At 59.6% G+C, this 13725-nt stretch carries 16 protein-coding genes and 3 pseudogenes; 15 read left to right on the top strand and 4 right to left on the bottom strand.

Features of this window, described 5'->3' with window-relative positions; all coding sequences use genetic code 11:
* Nucleotides 1-73: 73 nt before the first annotated feature.
* The 3 genes from DMO26_RS20535 (at nt 74) to DMO26_RS20525 (ending at nt 1216) form a co-directional block, all read left to right on the top strand.
* Nucleotides 74-256, top strand: a complete 183-nt coding sequence (locus DMO26_RS20535; RefSeq protein WP_117194253.1) for a hypothetical protein — start codon at nt 74-76, stop codon at nt 254-256.
* Nucleotides 253-816, top strand: a complete 564-nt coding sequence (locus tag DMO26_RS20530) for a GXWXG domain-containing protein (protein WP_226951370.1) — start codon at nt 253-255, stop codon at nt 814-816. Before DMO26_RS20535 ends, DMO26_RS20530 begins: the two co-directional genes overlap by 4 nt.
* Nucleotides 817-904: 88 nt before the next feature.
* Nucleotides 905-1216: a DUF982 domain-containing protein gene (locus tag DMO26_RS20525; protein WP_117194026.1), complete on the top strand. Its 312-nt coding sequence runs from the start codon at nt 905-907 to the stop codon at nt 1214-1216.
* Nucleotides 1217-1219: 3 nt separating this feature from the next.
* Here DMO26_RS20525 and DMO26_RS20520 read toward each other — a convergent pair whose 3' ends face one another.
* Nucleotides 1220-1516, bottom strand: a complete 297-nt coding sequence (locus DMO26_RS20520; protein ID WP_117194025.1) for a hypothetical protein — start codon at nt 1514-1516, stop codon at nt 1220-1222.
* A gap of 421 nt (nt 1517-1937) precedes the next feature.
* On the opposite strand from DMO26_RS20520, the gene DMO26_RS33780 reads away from it, so the two are divergent.
* The 8 genes and pseudogenes from DMO26_RS33780 to DMO26_RS20485 all read left to right on the top strand — a co-directional run bounded on the left by DMO26_RS33780 (nt 1938) and on the right by DMO26_RS20485 (nt 7353).
* Nucleotides 1938-2090 carry a hypothetical protein gene (locus DMO26_RS33780; RefSeq protein ID WP_162894997.1) on the top strand — a complete coding sequence of 51 codons (153 nt, stop codon included), beginning with the start codon at nt 1938-1940 and terminating at the stop codon, nt 2088-2090.
* 26 nt (nt 2091-2116) lie between these two features.
* Nucleotides 2117-2354 (top strand): annotated as a pseudogene (gene rpsU / locus DMO26_RS20515) (30S ribosomal protein S21).
* A 28-nt stretch (nt 2355-2382) separates the two neighbouring features.
* Nucleotides 2383-2577, top strand: coding sequence for a hypothetical protein (locus DMO26_RS20510; protein ID WP_117194252.1), 195 nt, complete (start codon nt 2383-2385; stop codon nt 2575-2577).
* 15 nt (nt 2578-2592) lie between these two features.
* Nucleotides 2593-3168 carry an alpha-ketoglutarate-dependent dioxygenase AlkB gene (locus DMO26_RS20505; protein ID WP_117194024.1) on the top strand — a complete coding sequence of 192 codons (576 nt, stop codon included), beginning with the start codon at nt 2593-2595 and terminating at the stop codon, nt 3166-3168.
* 169 nt (nt 3169-3337) lie between these two features.
* Nucleotides 3338-3814 carry an Hsp20 family protein gene (locus DMO26_RS20500; RefSeq protein ID WP_117194023.1) on the top strand — a complete coding sequence of 159 codons (477 nt, stop codon included), beginning with the start codon at nt 3338-3340 and terminating at the stop codon, nt 3812-3814.
* A gap of 315 nt (nt 3815-4129) precedes the next feature.
* Nucleotides 4130-4348 (top strand): hypothetical protein, encoded by a 219-nt coding sequence (locus DMO26_RS20495; protein ID WP_117194022.1) that lies wholly within the window; start codon nt 4130-4132, stop codon nt 4346-4348.
* Between the two features lie 296 nt (nt 4349-4644).
* On the top strand, nt 4645-6441 hold the full coding sequence (locus DMO26_RS20490; protein WP_117194021.1) for a diguanylate cyclase: 1797 nt from the start codon (nt 4645-4647) through the stop codon (nt 6439-6441).
* Between the two features lie 342 nt (nt 6442-6783).
* Entirely contained in the window at nt 6784-7353 is a 570-nt protein-coding gene (locus DMO26_RS20485; RefSeq protein ID WP_117194020.1) for an HlyD family secretion protein, read from the top strand.
* Nucleotides 7354-7455: 102 nt separating this feature from the next.
* Here the strand turns inward: DMO26_RS20485 and DMO26_RS20480 are convergent, their stop codons facing one another.
* The gene (locus DMO26_RS20480; protein ID WP_117194019.1) at nt 7456-8379 is read right to left on the bottom strand and encodes a LysR family transcriptional regulator; all 924 of its coding nucleotides are present in this window, start codon (nt 8377-8379) and stop codon (nt 7456-7458) included.
* Between the two features lie 137 nt (nt 8380-8516).
* On the opposite strand from DMO26_RS20480, the gene DMO26_RS20475 reads away from it, so the two are divergent.
* From DMO26_RS20475 to DMO26_RS20460, 4 genes are read left to right on the top strand one after another with little or no spacing between them, the layout of a single operon-like run.
* Nucleotides 8517-9494: a Bug family tripartite tricarboxylate transporter substrate binding protein gene (locus tag DMO26_RS20475; RefSeq protein WP_117194018.1), complete on the top strand. Its 978-nt coding sequence runs from the start codon at nt 8517-8519 to the stop codon at nt 9492-9494.
* A 25-nt stretch (nt 9495-9519) separates the two neighbouring features.
* Complete coding sequence (locus DMO26_RS20470; RefSeq protein ID WP_117194017.1) at nt 9520-11226, top strand: CocE/NonD family hydrolase; 1707 nt, start codon at nt 9520-9522, stop codon at nt 11224-11226.
* Nucleotides 11227-11257: 31 nt separating this feature from the next.
* Complete coding sequence (locus DMO26_RS20465) at nt 11258-12199, top strand: fumarylacetoacetate hydrolase family protein (RefSeq protein ID WP_117194016.1); 942 nt, start codon at nt 11258-11260, stop codon at nt 12197-12199.
* A gap of 15 nt (nt 12200-12214) precedes the next feature.
* Entirely contained in the window at nt 12215-12991 is a 777-nt protein-coding gene (locus DMO26_RS20460) for a cyclase family protein (RefSeq protein WP_117194015.1), read from the top strand.
* Between the two features lie 139 nt (nt 12992-13130).
* Here DMO26_RS20460 and DMO26_RS20455 read toward each other — a convergent pair.
* Together DMO26_RS20455 and DMO26_RS35185 are read right to left on the bottom strand one after the other, a co-directional pair.
* A pseudogene (locus DMO26_RS20455) lies at nt 13131-13559 on the bottom strand (aminotransferase class III-fold pyridoxal phosphate-dependent enzyme); the annotation flags it as partial.
* 93 nt (nt 13560-13652) lie between these two features.
* Nucleotides 13653-13725: pseudogene (locus DMO26_RS35185) on the bottom strand (ATP-binding protein); the annotation flags it as partial.

Here is a 13725-nt window from a genome sequence, read left to right as displayed (position 1 = left end):
TGCTGGTCAGAACTGGAACATCGCCTTCCACGCGATGTTGGACTTGACCAATGTTCGTAGATCGGAGCGCAAGATGACCGACCCCACCCATCAAACTCCTGAAGACAAAAACACCGACACGGTACCGGAAGATACGCCCTTCGCCGCCGAAAATACCTGTCGCCGATGCAAGGGAACGGGCAAGGTCGACGGGAATAGATGCCCCGATTGCAAGGGAAGCGGCAAGGTCATCACGCCAGTCGGAGGCGCGGGTTGAACGAAGTTGGCGATCTAAGCTCGCAGCCGCCGGTGGTTTTCCGTTCCCAGAACGAAGCACTGCGCTTCTTCGATGAACTGCAGCCTGTGATGCCCGATGAGATGATCGGTCTCTGGCAAGGCCACGGGATCGCGACCGGGCATCCTCTCGATGGTGTGCTTGAAAATCTCGGCTGGTACGGCAAGCGCTTTCATCCTGACCTGCGCGCCGATGCGCTGCTGTTTCAGGCGGGGCCGCGGCGGCTCGTAGCCATCGACCCGGCGCGGATTCCGCTCGAACTGGCGTTGCGGTTGAGCCGTTTCGGCCGCACCCGGATCGCGCGGAACTGGTTCACCTATCTGCAGAAGGTCCTGCGGGCTAGCGCGCCTGTCGCCTCGCTTCAACCGTTATCGTTCCGCGGCAAAACCAGCACAGCAATGATCTATGATCGCCAGCCGATCATAGATCACTTCCGCCGGATCGATGACGGCGCGGTCATCGGCGCCATGGTCGTTGAGGGCGACGAGCATGTCTTTTTCTTTCTTCTCCAACAAACTTCACCCCCGCCGGCGGGAGCATGATCGCCGGCACACCGCCTCTTGAAGCGTCTGCTTGCTTTTACAATATCATTTCGAGAGGAAGACCGGTGGCATTGGAAGGAGGAAGAAAATGCCGCTCAACGATGTTCCATGGACGCGTCCGGTGACGATCCGGCTGCAGTGTGGCCTGGAGCGCACCTTCACAGGCGTCTATGATGCTCTTGATTTCCTGGAAAACGAATGGCCTCTGCGGCACGGCGAGCGTCATGAGCGCGCCGTAAAAACCTGCCGCGGCGCGCTGAATGGCATTGTACCGGCCGTCATTGCGCGGGAGGCGTTCATGGCCGCCTGCCTCGAAGCCGGGATGCCGGCCGTCATGGCGCCCTGGAAGGCCGCGCCGAAGCCGCAGACGCTGCGAGCCGCGCGGGCGGCCTCCATATAGACGCTAAGCTTTTGGGCTCGCCTTTTCTGGAGGCGGGCCTCCGGCAACATCGTCCGAAACAGCAGCTGCTTCATCGTCGGCGGTAGATGTCGCCCGGTCGCTGGTATCCACCAGAGCGCTTGGCGCCGCAGCAAATTGAGAGCTTTCGATGAAGGCGGGGTCTTCCCGTCGTGCTTTTCGTTCGGCGGATCGGCGAGCAAGGAGGTCGATGTAGCGCTGACGCATCTCCCCAATTTCAATCTCGCCTTCAACCCACTGCTCGACGAGGGCCATATACTCCACGTCTTCATCGATCGGCATTCCGCGTCTTCGAGCGCGGGCGATCACACGCTCCGCGATTGACCTTCGTAACTGCATGCGCATCCCTCGACTCAGAACGTCCATTAGCCATGGCTGATTAGCAAGCACTACATTTCGTCGCCACTTGAAATCGCGGTCTTCGCTCCATATTTACGCTTCACCTCCCGTATCGACGGCCTCCTGCCTGGCGTTGCTCGCCGGTGTTTGAGGCTGTCCGGGTTAGAAGAAAAGGGCGCTCCCTTTGTGGGTTGAGCGCCCTTTTCCATTGTTCGACGTTCCTGATGGCGGCGCGTCGTCTTGTAATGGCGCGATCCGCTTCTTATGTTTCAGATATCACTCAAATATTCACACAGCCGCGATGGGACGTGGTGAACGTCGACGATCTCGCGCGTCACGTGCTGTGTCCCGCGAAGGATTTCAATTGAACAAAGCAGATAATGCCACCACGCCGGCGGCGCCGAAGCCGCGCGACCGCGGCGAAGTTACCGACCGTCCGGACAAGAACCACAAACCATATCCCTGCCTGCTCACCCGCGCGGAACTCAAAGCCATCATCGCCGAGCAATTGGGTTGAGTCACAACAAGAACAAGGAGAACAAGATGCAGGTCATCGTCAGAGACAACAATGTCGAACAGGCCATGCCCGCGCTCAAAAAAAAAGATGCAGCGTGAGGGCCTGTTTCGCGAGATGAGAGCCCGCCGGGCCTATGAGAAACCCTCCGAGCGCCGGGTTCGCGAAAGGGCTCAGGCGATTGCCCGCCAGCGCAAGGCCATCCGCAAGAAGATGCAGCGGGAAGGGCTTCTGCCCGCCACCAATCGCAGGGCATCGGCGCGGTAGCTGCCGGCATAATTTGAAAGGGCACATGATGGAAGAACTGCACAGCATTACGGTTTCGAACGAGCAGCTTGAAGATTGCCGCGATGTCATCGAGCCAGACCTGCAAGATCTAATTCGCACGACGATCGCCTCCGGCTTTTCGGCCGAGGAGGTGCTGATCGCGATCAGCGAACTCGTGGCAGAGGATTTTGCCGCGGTCGTTAAAGTCCCGAGCGTTCACTGAGGCGGAGGATTGCCCATGGGTTTCTCAGCGCAAGCAGATCTATTTAGGGGCGCTGAACCGGCTCTGCCGCCGGGTTTCCGCTACAAACCCAATATGGTTCCAGAAGACGTCCAGTTGGACCTCCTGCATGAGATACCGCAATTGCCGCTGAAACCGTTCGACTTCCATGGTTTCGAAGGCAAGCGGAGGGTCGTCTCCTACGGCTGGAAATACGATTTTGACACCGAGCAGGTACGGCGCACCCAAGACATACCGCCATTCCTTCTGCCGGCGCGGTCCATTGCAGCGACCTTTGCCGGCATCGCGCCAGATCAACTGCAGCAGGCTCTGGTCACCCAATACGCGCCCGGCGCGCCGATCGGCTGGCACAAGGACAAGAACGTCTTCGGAAGGGTTGTCGGAGTCTCGTTGCTGTCATCATGCACCTTCAGGCTAAGGCGCCGTGCGGGCAACAAATGGGAGCGCGCCTCGGTGATTGCCGAACCCGGCTCCGTCTACGTGCTCTCGGGGCCTGCGCGCAACGAGTGGGAGCATTCCATCCCGCCGGTCGGTCAGCTTCGCTATTCAGTCACTTTCCGCGAAATCGGCTGACGATGTCTGCGGAGCGCAGGCGCCTCAAAATTTCTCGTACCGCCTCTTGAACCGGGAAAAGAGCGAAACCAGATCGAATATGTCGGCAGCCCAGAAAGGGGGCCGGTAACCGGGAGACGCAAGTTTCCTCTGCGTCTCCATTCCATGTTGCTTTACGGAGGATATGGTTATGAGAAACGAATTCGACTTCGCACCCCTCTACCGGTCGAGCATCGGCTTCGACCGCGTCTTCAATCTCCTCAACAATGCGCAGCGCCTGCACGCGATCGACAGCTGGCCGCCCTATGATATCGTCAAGACCGGCGAGGACGACTATCGCATCACCATGGCGGTCGCCGGCTTTGCGGAGGGCGATCTCGACGTCACCCAGGAACGCAATGTGCTCATCGTGAAGGGTAACAAGGCAAAGGAAACGGAGGAGGGCGAGTATCTGCATCGTGGCATCGGCGGCCAGACGTTCGAGCGCCGGTTCGAGCTTGCCGATCATGTCAAGGTCGAGGCAGCGTCGCTGACAAACGGCCTGCTGACGATCGCCCTGAAGCGCGAGGTCCCGGAAGCCATGAAGCCGCGCCGGATCGAAATCGGCGATGGATCCGGCAATGCCAAGGCGCCGCTGCAGATCGAAGCTGAAAAGAAGGTCGCCTGAGCATGCGGTCGCAAACCAAGCCCTTTGTCGTTGAAATCCGGCGCCGCCGAAAGATCAAAGGCAACTTCGGCCGGACGACGAAAGCTGCTTCTTCCTTGCTGGCTCGGTGGCAGACCATGAAACCTCAGCCACAGTCTCAGCCGACAACGGCGTAGTTCGAATGGCGCGGCCGCGGGCTGCGCCATTTCTTTTGGAGCGTTGTCTTATGAGGCACCGCGTTCGACGTCGGTGCCGGTTGACACGCCCGGCTATCATTCCGCCTGCACATCGGCACAAAAGGGCTACCCAGGAGTTTCCAGAAAAAGGAGACTCGATATGGCAGACAAAAAGCTCACCCAGGGTCTGAATGACAGACCAAAAGACACGTCGATTGGACAGACCGCGGAAGGCTTCCCCGATAACAGCGGGCGGCCCGTCGACATCGATGACGCGAAAATCGAAGCGACGAAGAAGAAACTTTCCGACGACCCGCGCGAAAAGCTGCTGAAAGAGGTCAGGCAGCAGGAAGATGCGTCAAGGACCGGCTCGGAATGATCGTTCCTCAAACATATAACGCTAGGCGAATAGGCGCGGAGATGGCGAGCGACAAGTTATCTACCGGGCGGTGATTGGGCTCGGATTCTCATTTACATCACTACCGCGCTTTTTGCTTTGCCGCGCCGGCCCCCCGACGGTGCCGCACCGTAAACGGTTTCTTGCGGAGCCGCGCAGAGGCATTGTAAGACTCTCGTTCACATTCCGGCCAAAAAGATAGCGATCCCTGGCGATCCCTGGTGCATGTTAGGGTTATCTTTAATTCTCCCGCAAGGACCCGGCATTATCGTGCATGCATGAGAATAAGCACGATCACCAATTGGGCCTATGGCATCACGGTCGTTCTCACGGCACTTTCGGGCGCGGCGTTCATAATGTCCTCGCGCAGCGCCATTCAGGAACGGCTTGCGGTCGAAGAGCATTTGACGCTGGATACCTTGGCGGAAGATCTCGCGCTCGGAGCGGAGGTGAGAAGCGATGAGGCCAGGCTTTATGTCATGCGCGGCGAAGAGCGCCATCTGCAAGCGTTTCACGCGGAGGAGGAGGCAGAACGACAGCGTGAAGCCGCTGCGACGAAGCTGATGGCAAAAGGCTTGCCGGCGGCCGAGGCTGAAGCCCTCAAAGAGATCGGCGCGGAGGCGGAGGAACTGGACAAGATCGAGATCGCGGCGGTCGAGGCATTTCAGCGCGGAGACCGGGCCGGTGCTCAAGGCATGCTTTTCGGGGCTGAGCACGAAAGACTGCAGACAGCACTCCTCGGCACGGTCCGCCACTTCAGGGACATGACGGCGGCGCGGACTGGCGCAGAACTCGAAGCGGCCCGGGCACGCAGCGACTGGTGGAGCCTTCTCGCCAAGATCATGCTCGGCATCACCGGGGTGCTTTTCCTGGCCGTCCTTTACTTTATCTTGCGACGGCGCGTTGCCGTACCGCTCGTCCGGATGACGGGAATTGTCGGCAGGCTGGCGAAACAGGACTATACGGTCGACGTCCCCGCCGATCCGCGGCGCGACGAAATCGGCGAGATGAACGACGCCATCCAGATTTTTCGCGCCAATGGGATCGAACGCGAGCGTCTCGATGCGGAAAGAAGAGCGGATCAGCGCACCAAGGATCTCATCCTGCAGATGATGCACCGGCTGCAGGCGTGCCAGAATCAACAGGAGCTGGCGGATGTCGTCGCACGCTTCGCGCCAGAAATATTCCCCGATATTGCAGGTGGTCTCTATCTCCTCGACGAGAGCAGAGGCTTGCTGACGCGGGCAGGGGTGTGGCTGGAGCCTCAGCATTCTGGCTGCGTCTTCGAGGCTTCTGCCTGCTGGGGACTGCGGCGGGGTCGCCCGCACGCAAGCGGTTCGGTCGATGCCGACGTTCCTTGCCAGCATCTGGACGGAAGCGAGGCTTCGGCGTTGTGTGTGCCTCTGACGGCCCAGGGTGACGCAATAGGCCTTCTGTATTTGGAGGAACGGGGTGGCACAGCGCTTCGCCTGGAAACTTCTCGGCTTTATCTTGAGCTGATCGCCGAAAACGTCGGTCTTGCGATCGCCAATCTTCAGCTTCGCGACAAGCTGACCGACCTCGCGATCCGCGATCCGCTCACAGGGCTCTTCAACCGCCGTTTTCTGGATGAGACGCTGCGAAGATACGCGCGGGACCAAGGTGGCGAGCCACATGCGTGTCTGATGATCGACATCGACCACTTCAAGCGCTTCAACGATGACTTCGGTCATGACGCCGGCGACATGGTCATGCAGTATGTTGGTCAGGTCCTTCGCGACACGGTGGGGCAGGCAGGAGGCGCATTCCGTTTCGGCGGTGAAGAATTTACCGTGCTACTGCCTGGTTTCAGTGAAGCCGAGGCCTTGCGACTGGCGGAAGACCTGCGGGAGAAGATCAGGGCGGCCATACTTTCCCATTCCGGCCGTATCATCGGCGCCGTCTCCATATCCTTGGGAGTCGCGGCCTCTCCGTTGGAAGGGGCGGTGGAAACACTCTTGACCCGCGCGGATGCGGCATTGCTGAAAGCCAAGCAAGAAGGCCGGAACCGGTCCGTTGCGGCAAGCAGAATGGATCAGGCCAATGGCGGGGCGTGAAGGGCGTCAGAAAGCCGACGCCTGAAACCGCTGGAGGGAAAGGACGCAGAGCAGCACCCTCTCTTTTGTCCAAGCGGAACGGCAAGACGCCGTGCAAACTAAGAAGATCCACTTCATGGCCTGCCGGAGAGAAGGCCGATCCTGCGGATCGGGTGCGCCGCATCCCCTACGTCTCGTGCGTCCATAGCAGAATGAAGGGGTAAGAACAGCCGCTTTTTAGCAACGCCCCGTTGGAATTGCTACCCGAATGATCACCATGTTGTTCTCATCACGGGTTTGACACACCGCGGCTCCGCACTAGGTCATTTCGACAGCGTCAGGTTGTTTTTTCCGAGTCCAACAATGAAGCTTATCAAAATCCTCGTCGGTATCATTCTGATAATTGCAGCTCTTTACGTTATCGTGGGGGAACAACTGACGGGCGCCAGCGCCGATGCCGTGATCAATGCCAGGGTCACCACGACCCGCGCGCCCATTGCCGGCAACCTTGACCTGAGCCAGAAGCCCTTAGGCGCGCGGATAAGCGCAGGCGAACCCCTCGGCTCCATCAACGATCCCCTTGTCGACAGCATGCGTCTCAATGATCTCGTCAATGAGCGCGCGCAGACCGACGCTGAAGCAAAACGCCTTCGCACGAACCTTGATTCGGTAAACGGCTCGATTGAGTTGCTGCGGACGCGGTCAAAAAATTATTCTCAGGAACGCATCAGACAATTGCAGGCGCAGGTGACAGCCTCAGAGTCCCTTGCCGCTGCAGCGGAAGCTCGCCTGAGGGCCGCCAATCAGGCTCTTTCGCGTTCAACGTCGCTTTCGGCCCGTGGTGCCGAGACTGGTATCTCATTCGAGCGGGCGCAATCGCTTGCGGAAGTATCTCAACTGGAACTTGAGAATGCAAAGGTTCAAGAGCAGTGAGTGACCCGTCGGCGTGATATTCGCTCTCGTGAACACGCCTTCGCACGAGCTTGACCAACGTCAGCACAATATCGCGCGAAATGGTCAAGATTCGTAAAAGCGTCAGACGATGTAGTCGTCCCCCAGGACTTCTTGGAACATGTCATTGCGCTCCGAGATGAGCATGGAAACCCGCGCCTTCACCAGGTCTTCGACAAGACGCATCGCGTTCGACGTGGTCCGGTCCTTCCTAAAAAACAGCCCACGGGATACAGTCAGGCCGGAAATCGGCGCTCCATAAAGCTCACCTCGCTTAAACTCTCTTTCCAGAGCGGAATAGGGAAATATCCCATAGCCGGCACGTTCGAAAAGGGCTTCCCGAGCAAGAGGAAGAGCATCGACGGCAGCCATCACCCGAAGCGGCACCTTGTTTTCCAGGTGTTGCATTAGAAAGCTCGCAAGCATTACCGGAAGCTCCTGTAGAGCATCGACCGACACGGATCCGGGAGGCAGTGTCCACAGGTCGGGAGCCGCGAAAAGCCAAAGCTGCTCATGGAACAGCGGAACGCATCTCAGGCTCTCGTGGCCGGACCTGCAGCTCATGATCGCCATGTCCAGGCGGTTGTCGATGAGTGCTTCGCGGACCGCCGGGGAGACATTCTCGACGAGGTGTAGCTTCACGTCGTTGAACCGAGATACGCACTCGGCCAGGATCCGTCCGACGAACAGCATTCCGACCGATGGCGGAAAGCCAAACCTCACGAGTCCGGCCGGACGCCCAACCATCGATCGGACCTCGTCAGCAAGTTCCTGAGACATCCGCAGGATCTCCTCCCCGCGCTTTGCCACGATTGCACCGGTCTCGGTGAGTTCTATTCCCCGTCGATGCCGCGACAGCAGGCGGTCCCCGAAATGCTCTTCAAGAAGCTGTATCCTCCTGGTGAGGGCGGGTTGCGCCAGACCCAGTGATCGCGATGCGGATGATATCGAGCCGTGACGAACCGCTTCCAGAAAGCAGTGCAGGGATTCGTTGTCCAGATGTCGCATTCAAATCAGCCATAACAGACAAGCATGGGAAACATAAAGAACGCATATTATGCAAATGGCAAGGCGCGTCGTAGCATTCATCCAGTCGGCGAGGAGGACGTCGCCGGTGAACTCACCTGAAGATCGGAGGAGAGATCATGGGTATCATACGACGGACACTCCTGCTGGCGGCGATTTCCGCTTACGCGGCTTGTCTGGCCGGCCGGGCAACAGCGCAGGAGTTTCCCTCCCGGCCTATAACCGTGGTGGTTCCAAGCGGCGCTGGCGGTCTGAGTGACACGTTGGCCCGCCTGGTCGTCAATAAGGCCAAGACTTATCTCGACGCCACATACATCGTCGAGAACAAGCCGGGCGCGAGTGGGATCATCGCCGCATCTGCCGTGCAGCGCGCAGACCCGGACGGCTATACCCTGCTGCTTGCAAACGGGACGTCGAACGGGGCAGCCGAGGCACTCGCCAAGAATCCTTCCTACGATTCGGCCAAGGATTTCATCCCCGTCGCCTTCGTGGGCGAAACTCAGCTTGCGCTCGTGGCCTCGAAGAGCCTCCCGGTCGCCAACGGCCCGGAGCTGCTGGAATATGCGCGGAAGAACCCGGGGAAACTCAGCTACGGGACCTTCGGGCAGGGTTCGGCTGGCCATCTGTTCGCGGAGGTCATGGCGAAGAACAACGGCGTCCAGATGGTGCACGTGCCGTTCAAGAACGAAGCGGACGTCGCCCAGGCGATCATCGGCGGCGAGATTGAACTCGGCATGCTGGTTTCGTCGAAGACGTTCGTAGACCAGGGACAGGTCAAGCTAATCGGCGTAACCAGTCCGAGTGGAACATCTGCCTACCCCGGATGGCCGAGCCTCAGCTCGCAGGGCGTGAAGGGATTTTCGGATGCGCGCGGCTTCCAGATGTTCCTCGCTCCCGCCGGAACCCCTGAAGCCGTCGTCCGGAAGCTTGGCGACGCCTTGAGCAGGGCGGCTCAGGATCCCGAAGTTGCGGAGCGCATCAAGGTGCTCGGTGTCGCGCCTGCAAACGTCGAACCCGCCCAGTTGAACAACTTCTACCAGCAACTCGTCGCGCAGTGGCGGACCCTGGTCAAGGAATCGGGCGTTCAGGTCAACTGACCTAGGTGCCAGTCAGGAATCAGCAATGATAATCGAACGAGACGTGCCCATCGTTGTCGACGATGGGCTTGAGTTGATGGCCGACGTTTTCCGGCCGGGCCAAACCCATCCGGTTCCGGTCATCATGACCCTCGGGCCGTACGGCAAGGGCGTTCGCTATCAGGAAGGTTACAAGGCAAGCTGGGAATGGATGTCGGCACGGCATCCTGATCTCCTGGCAGGCTCGGAGAAGCAGTATCTCACCTGGGAGACCGTGGACCCTGAGATATGGGTGGGCTGGGGATACGCGGTCGTGAGGATCGACTCCCGCGGTGCAGGCCGGACCTCCGGAAAGCTCGACATCCTCTCGCCCCGCGAGACGCTCGACTACTTCCATGCGATCGAGTGGGCGGGAACGCAGCCCTGGTCGAACGGCAAGGTCGGTCTGAACGGCATCTCCTACTATGCGATCAACCAGTGGCACGTGGCCGCGCTTCAGCCTCCCCATCTCGCAGCGATGATCCCTTGGGAGGGAGCGGCGGATTTCTACCGTGACTTCGTCAGGCACGGCGGGATCCTCTCGAACAAGTTTCTCGAGACCTGGTATCCCCGGCAGATCCTGTCAGTGCAGCACGGCAACGCGGCGGCTCCGGTCGATCCATGGACCGGAGAGCGCAGTTCCGGTGGGTTGAAGCAGTCGGAGCGCAACCGTGCGGACAACCGCGCCCACACGCTCGACAACGTCAGGGCGCGCGAACTCGACGACGAATGGTACCGCTCGCGCGCTCCCGACTGGGAAAAGGTGAAGGTTCCGTTCCTGAGTTCCGCCAACTGGGCAGGCTTCGGTCTTCACCCGCGCGGAAACTTCGAAGCCTTCATGAATGCAGCATCGGCGGAGAAGTGGCTGGAGGCCCACCCGGGTCGCCACGAGGAATGGTTCTACCTTCCATATGGAATGGATCTGCAGAAGCGCTTCTTCGACTGCTACCTCAAAGGTATCGACAACGGCTGGCGCGAAGAGGACCGCGTCATGCTGAATGTACGGCACCCGTTCACCGATGATGTCACGCCGAGAAAGGAGAACGAATGGCCGCTCTCAAGGACGAAGTGGACTCCAGCCTATCTCGATACGACCGACATGAACCTCGGGTACGCAACGCCCCGCAAATACGGTTCAGCGACCTTTAACGCGGACGGGGAAGGCATCTGGCTCGAATCCGCACCGCTGCCTGAGGCAACAGAGATCACCGGCCCTCTCTCCCTAAAACTGTTCGTTTCTTCCACGACCTCGGATGCCGACCTCTTCGTCACGCTGCAAGCATTTTCGCCGGACGGTCGTGAGGTTGATTTTCAAGGGACGGTGGACCCGCGGACACCTCTTGCGCAGGGTTGGCTCCGGGCTTCGCACAGGAAGCTTTGTCCGCTCCGCTCGCTCCCCTACCGACCCTTTCATACCCACGACGAGAAGCTGCCACTGGTGCCGGGCGAAATCTATGAGATCGATGTCGAGATCTGGCCCACCTGCGTCGTGCTTCCCGAAGGCTTCCGGCTGCGCCTCGACATCCGAGGCAAGGATTTCGCGCGTCCGGTCGATCTAAGATCCGGAACACCCCATCGTGGATCCGGTCCCTGGCTGCATGACGACCCGATCGACCGGTGCCCCGCGATCTTCGGTGGCAGCACCACGATTCACACGGGACCCGCTTATCCGAGCAGGCTGCTTCTCCCGATTATTCCGGCGGGAGAGGCCTGATGAAGAAAGAACAGGGCATCGGAGCTTCGCGATGAAATGGGTCACTTTTTCAAAAATGTCCCAGGAGCGGGTGGGGCTGCTTCATGAAGACATGATCCTTGCCCTTCCGCCCGGAGAGCGACTGATCGATTTGCTGGGTGATGAAGGGGAGACGCTCGCCCGTGCGGCCGAACGGGCGATCAGCGCTCCGGACGCAGTCTTCGCGTTCGAAACGGCAGAGCTAATGGCGCCGATCCCCCAGCCGCCATCCATCCGCGACTTCTACGCCTTTGAGCAGCATGCTCGCGCGGGTCGGCAGAGCAGGGGACTGCCGATGGCGGAGGAATGGTTCCAGATACCCGTTTTCTACTTCACGAACCCTGGTGCGGTCACTGGGAGCGGGACAAGGATCCTTGGCGCGCCCGGCAGCAGAAAGCTGGATTTCGAGGCCGAGGTCGCAGCCGTAGTGGGACTTCCGGCTGGCAACATCGCTCCCGAGAAGGCCGGGCGCCACATCGTTGGCCTGATGGTCATGAACGACTGGAGCGCCCGGGATCTGCAGAGGCTCGAGACCTCCGTCGGCCTCGGACCCGCCAAGGGCAAGGATTTCGCCACGACGCTCGGCCCCTGCCTTGTCACGATGGACGAGCTTGAGCCCTATCGGAAGGGTGCCGGGTTCGACCTCGCCATCACGGTGACGGTCAACGGCAAGCTCTACACCCAGGCAAACCTCGCGGACATCTACTGGTCATTCGAGGAGATGCTATCCTTCGCGTCCCGTGGGACAACGGTGCGAACAGGAGACATCCTCGGATCTGGCACGTGCGCGACTGGCTGCATCCTCGAGCTGGCCCAGACACACGGCGAGGAGAGGTTCCCATGGCTCGCGTCGTCTGATCATGTCGTGGTCGAAGTCGAGCGACTTGGTCGGCTCTCCAACTCCATCGACTTTGCCGACGATCCCGCACCACTCCGTCAACGCAGTGTTACGTAAAAGCAGGAGTCCAAGATGCCTCGGCGTTTCATCGACATTTCCGTCCCACTCCAGGCCGGAATAGCTTCCGACCCGCCCGGATCCGAGCCCCAGATAGAGTACATCGACCACACGGCGGCTCTGGAACGGATGCTTCCACACTTTCCCGGGCTAACGGCTGACGATCTGCCGGACAGGAGTGGCTGGGCGATCGAGAAGGTTTCAATGACAACGCACAACGGCACGCACCTCGATGCTCCCTGGCACTTTCATCCAACGATGAACGGGGGAGAGCGGTCCTGGACAATCGACGAAGTACCGCTTGAATGGTGCTACGGGAACGCGGTCAAGCTTGACTTTCGCCGCTTTCCGGACGGCTACGTCGCAACTGCCGAAGATGTGAACGCGGAGCTCGAGAGGATCGGGCACAGCCTCAACCCTCTCGATATAGTAATTGTCAACACGAGCGCAGGCCTCCGCTATGGCCAGCCGGATTATGTGCGATCAGGCTGCGGGATGGGGCGGGAGGCAACGCTGTTTCTGCTCGATCAGGGCGTTCGAGTGACAGGAACGGATGGCTGGAGCTGGGATGCGCCGTTCGTCTTCACTGCTCGTCGCTATGCGGAAAGCCATGACCCGGGCATAATCTGGGAAGGGCACAAGGCGGGCAGGACGATCGGCTACTGCCACCTCGAGAAGCTACATAACCTTGAGGCACTTCCAGCGAGCGGATTCCAGGTGATCTGCTTTCCGGTCAAGGTCGAGCGCGGCTCGGCTGGATGGACACGCGCGGTGGCGGTGATTGATGAATAGCGCAACGGCTCGTATGAAGCGGTGAAGCTGACTGAAACAGGTGCGACGATTTTTTTCGTCGAGCTACCCGCAACACAAGCGCCGGCAAAAGTCATACAACGGCTGTCATGGTCGTTGAGCCTCCCACCGCGCTCGATCCCTATGCCACGCGCTTCAGTGCATCACTGATTTTCGACACCATAACTTCGTTCTCGTCCTTTTCGATGATAAGCGGCGGGGAGACAGCATTGATATCGCCGGTCACCCGGGTCACAAGGTCATTGTTGAAGCAATCGACAAAGATACCGCAAGCTCGTGTTCCCGATGCGCCTTCACGCGGCGTCAGCTCCACAGCTCCGATTAGACCAAGGTTCCGGATATCAACGACGTGCGGAAAGCCTTGCAACGAGTTCAGAGAGACATTCAAATGCCCTGCAACCTTTACCGCTCGTATCAGCAGGCTTCTTCCTCATAAACCTCCAGCGCGGCGATGCCGGAAGCACAGTCAACGGTTTGCCGCAATAGGCGTAGCCGTGGAAGAGTTCGGTTGCATTCTCGCCCCGACCATTAGTCCGTCATTGACCTTGCGGCCGAGCGATCGTCGTTGGCGAAGTACTCCCGGAGCTCCTGTCAAGCGACACGAGGAATTGACCCCTTTGCCGACATCAGGAATTGACCCCTTTCACTGGTTTGTCGTTTCGTTGGTTTCAAGCGCCGCTCCGGCCTTCTGCAGAAGGCCGGAGCGGCGCTTTTCG

This window comes from Rhizobium terrae, assembly GCF_003425685.1.
Classification (GTDB): domain Bacteria; phylum Pseudomonadota; class Alphaproteobacteria; order Rhizobiales; family Rhizobiaceae; genus Neorhizobium; species Neorhizobium terrae.
The sequence above is the reverse complement of the archived record's forward strand: the minus strand, read 5'-3'. Positions and strand labels throughout refer to the sequence as shown.

Excerpts from the sequence above, each read along its gene's own strand:
- DMO26_RS20535 (WP_117194253.1), top strand. The coding sequence starts at position 74 with ATGACCGACCCCACCCATCAAACTCCTGAAGACAAAAACACCGACACG.
- DMO26_RS20525 (WP_117194026.1), top strand. The coding sequence starts at position 905 with ATGCCGCTCAACGATGTTCCATGGACGCGTCCGGTGACGATCCGGCTG.
- DMO26_RS20520 (WP_117194025.1), bottom strand. The coding sequence starts at position 1,516 with ATGCCGATCGATGAAGACGTGGAGTATATGGCCCTCGTCGAGCAGTGG.
- DMO26_RS20510 (WP_117194252.1), top strand. The coding sequence starts at position 2,383 with ATGGAAGAACTGCACAGCATTACGGTTTCGAACGAGCAGCTTGAAGAT.
- DMO26_RS20505 (WP_117194024.1), top strand. The coding sequence starts at position 2,593 with ATGGGTTTCTCAGCGCAAGCAGATCTATTTAGGGGCGCTGAACCGGCT.
- DMO26_RS20500 (WP_117194023.1), top strand. The coding sequence starts at position 3,338 with ATGAGAAACGAATTCGACTTCGCACCCCTCTACCGGTCGAGCATCGGC.
- DMO26_RS20495 (WP_117194022.1), top strand. The coding sequence starts at position 4,130 with ATGGCAGACAAAAAGCTCACCCAGGGTCTGAATGACAGACCAAAAGAC.
- DMO26_RS20490 (WP_117194021.1), top strand. The coding sequence starts at position 4,645 with ATGAGAATAAGCACGATCACCAATTGGGCCTATGGCATCACGGTCGTT.
- DMO26_RS20485 (WP_117194020.1), top strand. The coding sequence starts at position 6,784 with ATGAAGCTTATCAAAATCCTCGTCGGTATCATTCTGATAATTGCAGCT.
- DMO26_RS20480 (WP_117194019.1), bottom strand. The coding sequence starts at position 8,379 with ATGCGACATCTGGACAACGAATCCCTGCACTGCTTTCTGGAAGCGGTT.
- DMO26_RS20475 (WP_117194018.1), top strand. The coding sequence starts at position 8,517 with ATGGGTATCATACGACGGACACTCCTGCTGGCGGCGATTTCCGCTTAC.
- DMO26_RS20470 (WP_117194017.1), top strand. The coding sequence starts at position 9,520 with ATGATAATCGAACGAGACGTGCCCATCGTTGTCGACGATGGGCTTGAG.
- DMO26_RS20465 (WP_117194016.1), top strand. The coding sequence starts at position 11,258 with ATGAAATGGGTCACTTTTTCAAAAATGTCCCAGGAGCGGGTGGGGCTG.
- DMO26_RS20460 (WP_117194015.1), top strand. The coding sequence starts at position 12,215 with ATGCCTCGGCGTTTCATCGACATTTCCGTCCCACTCCAGGCCGGAATA.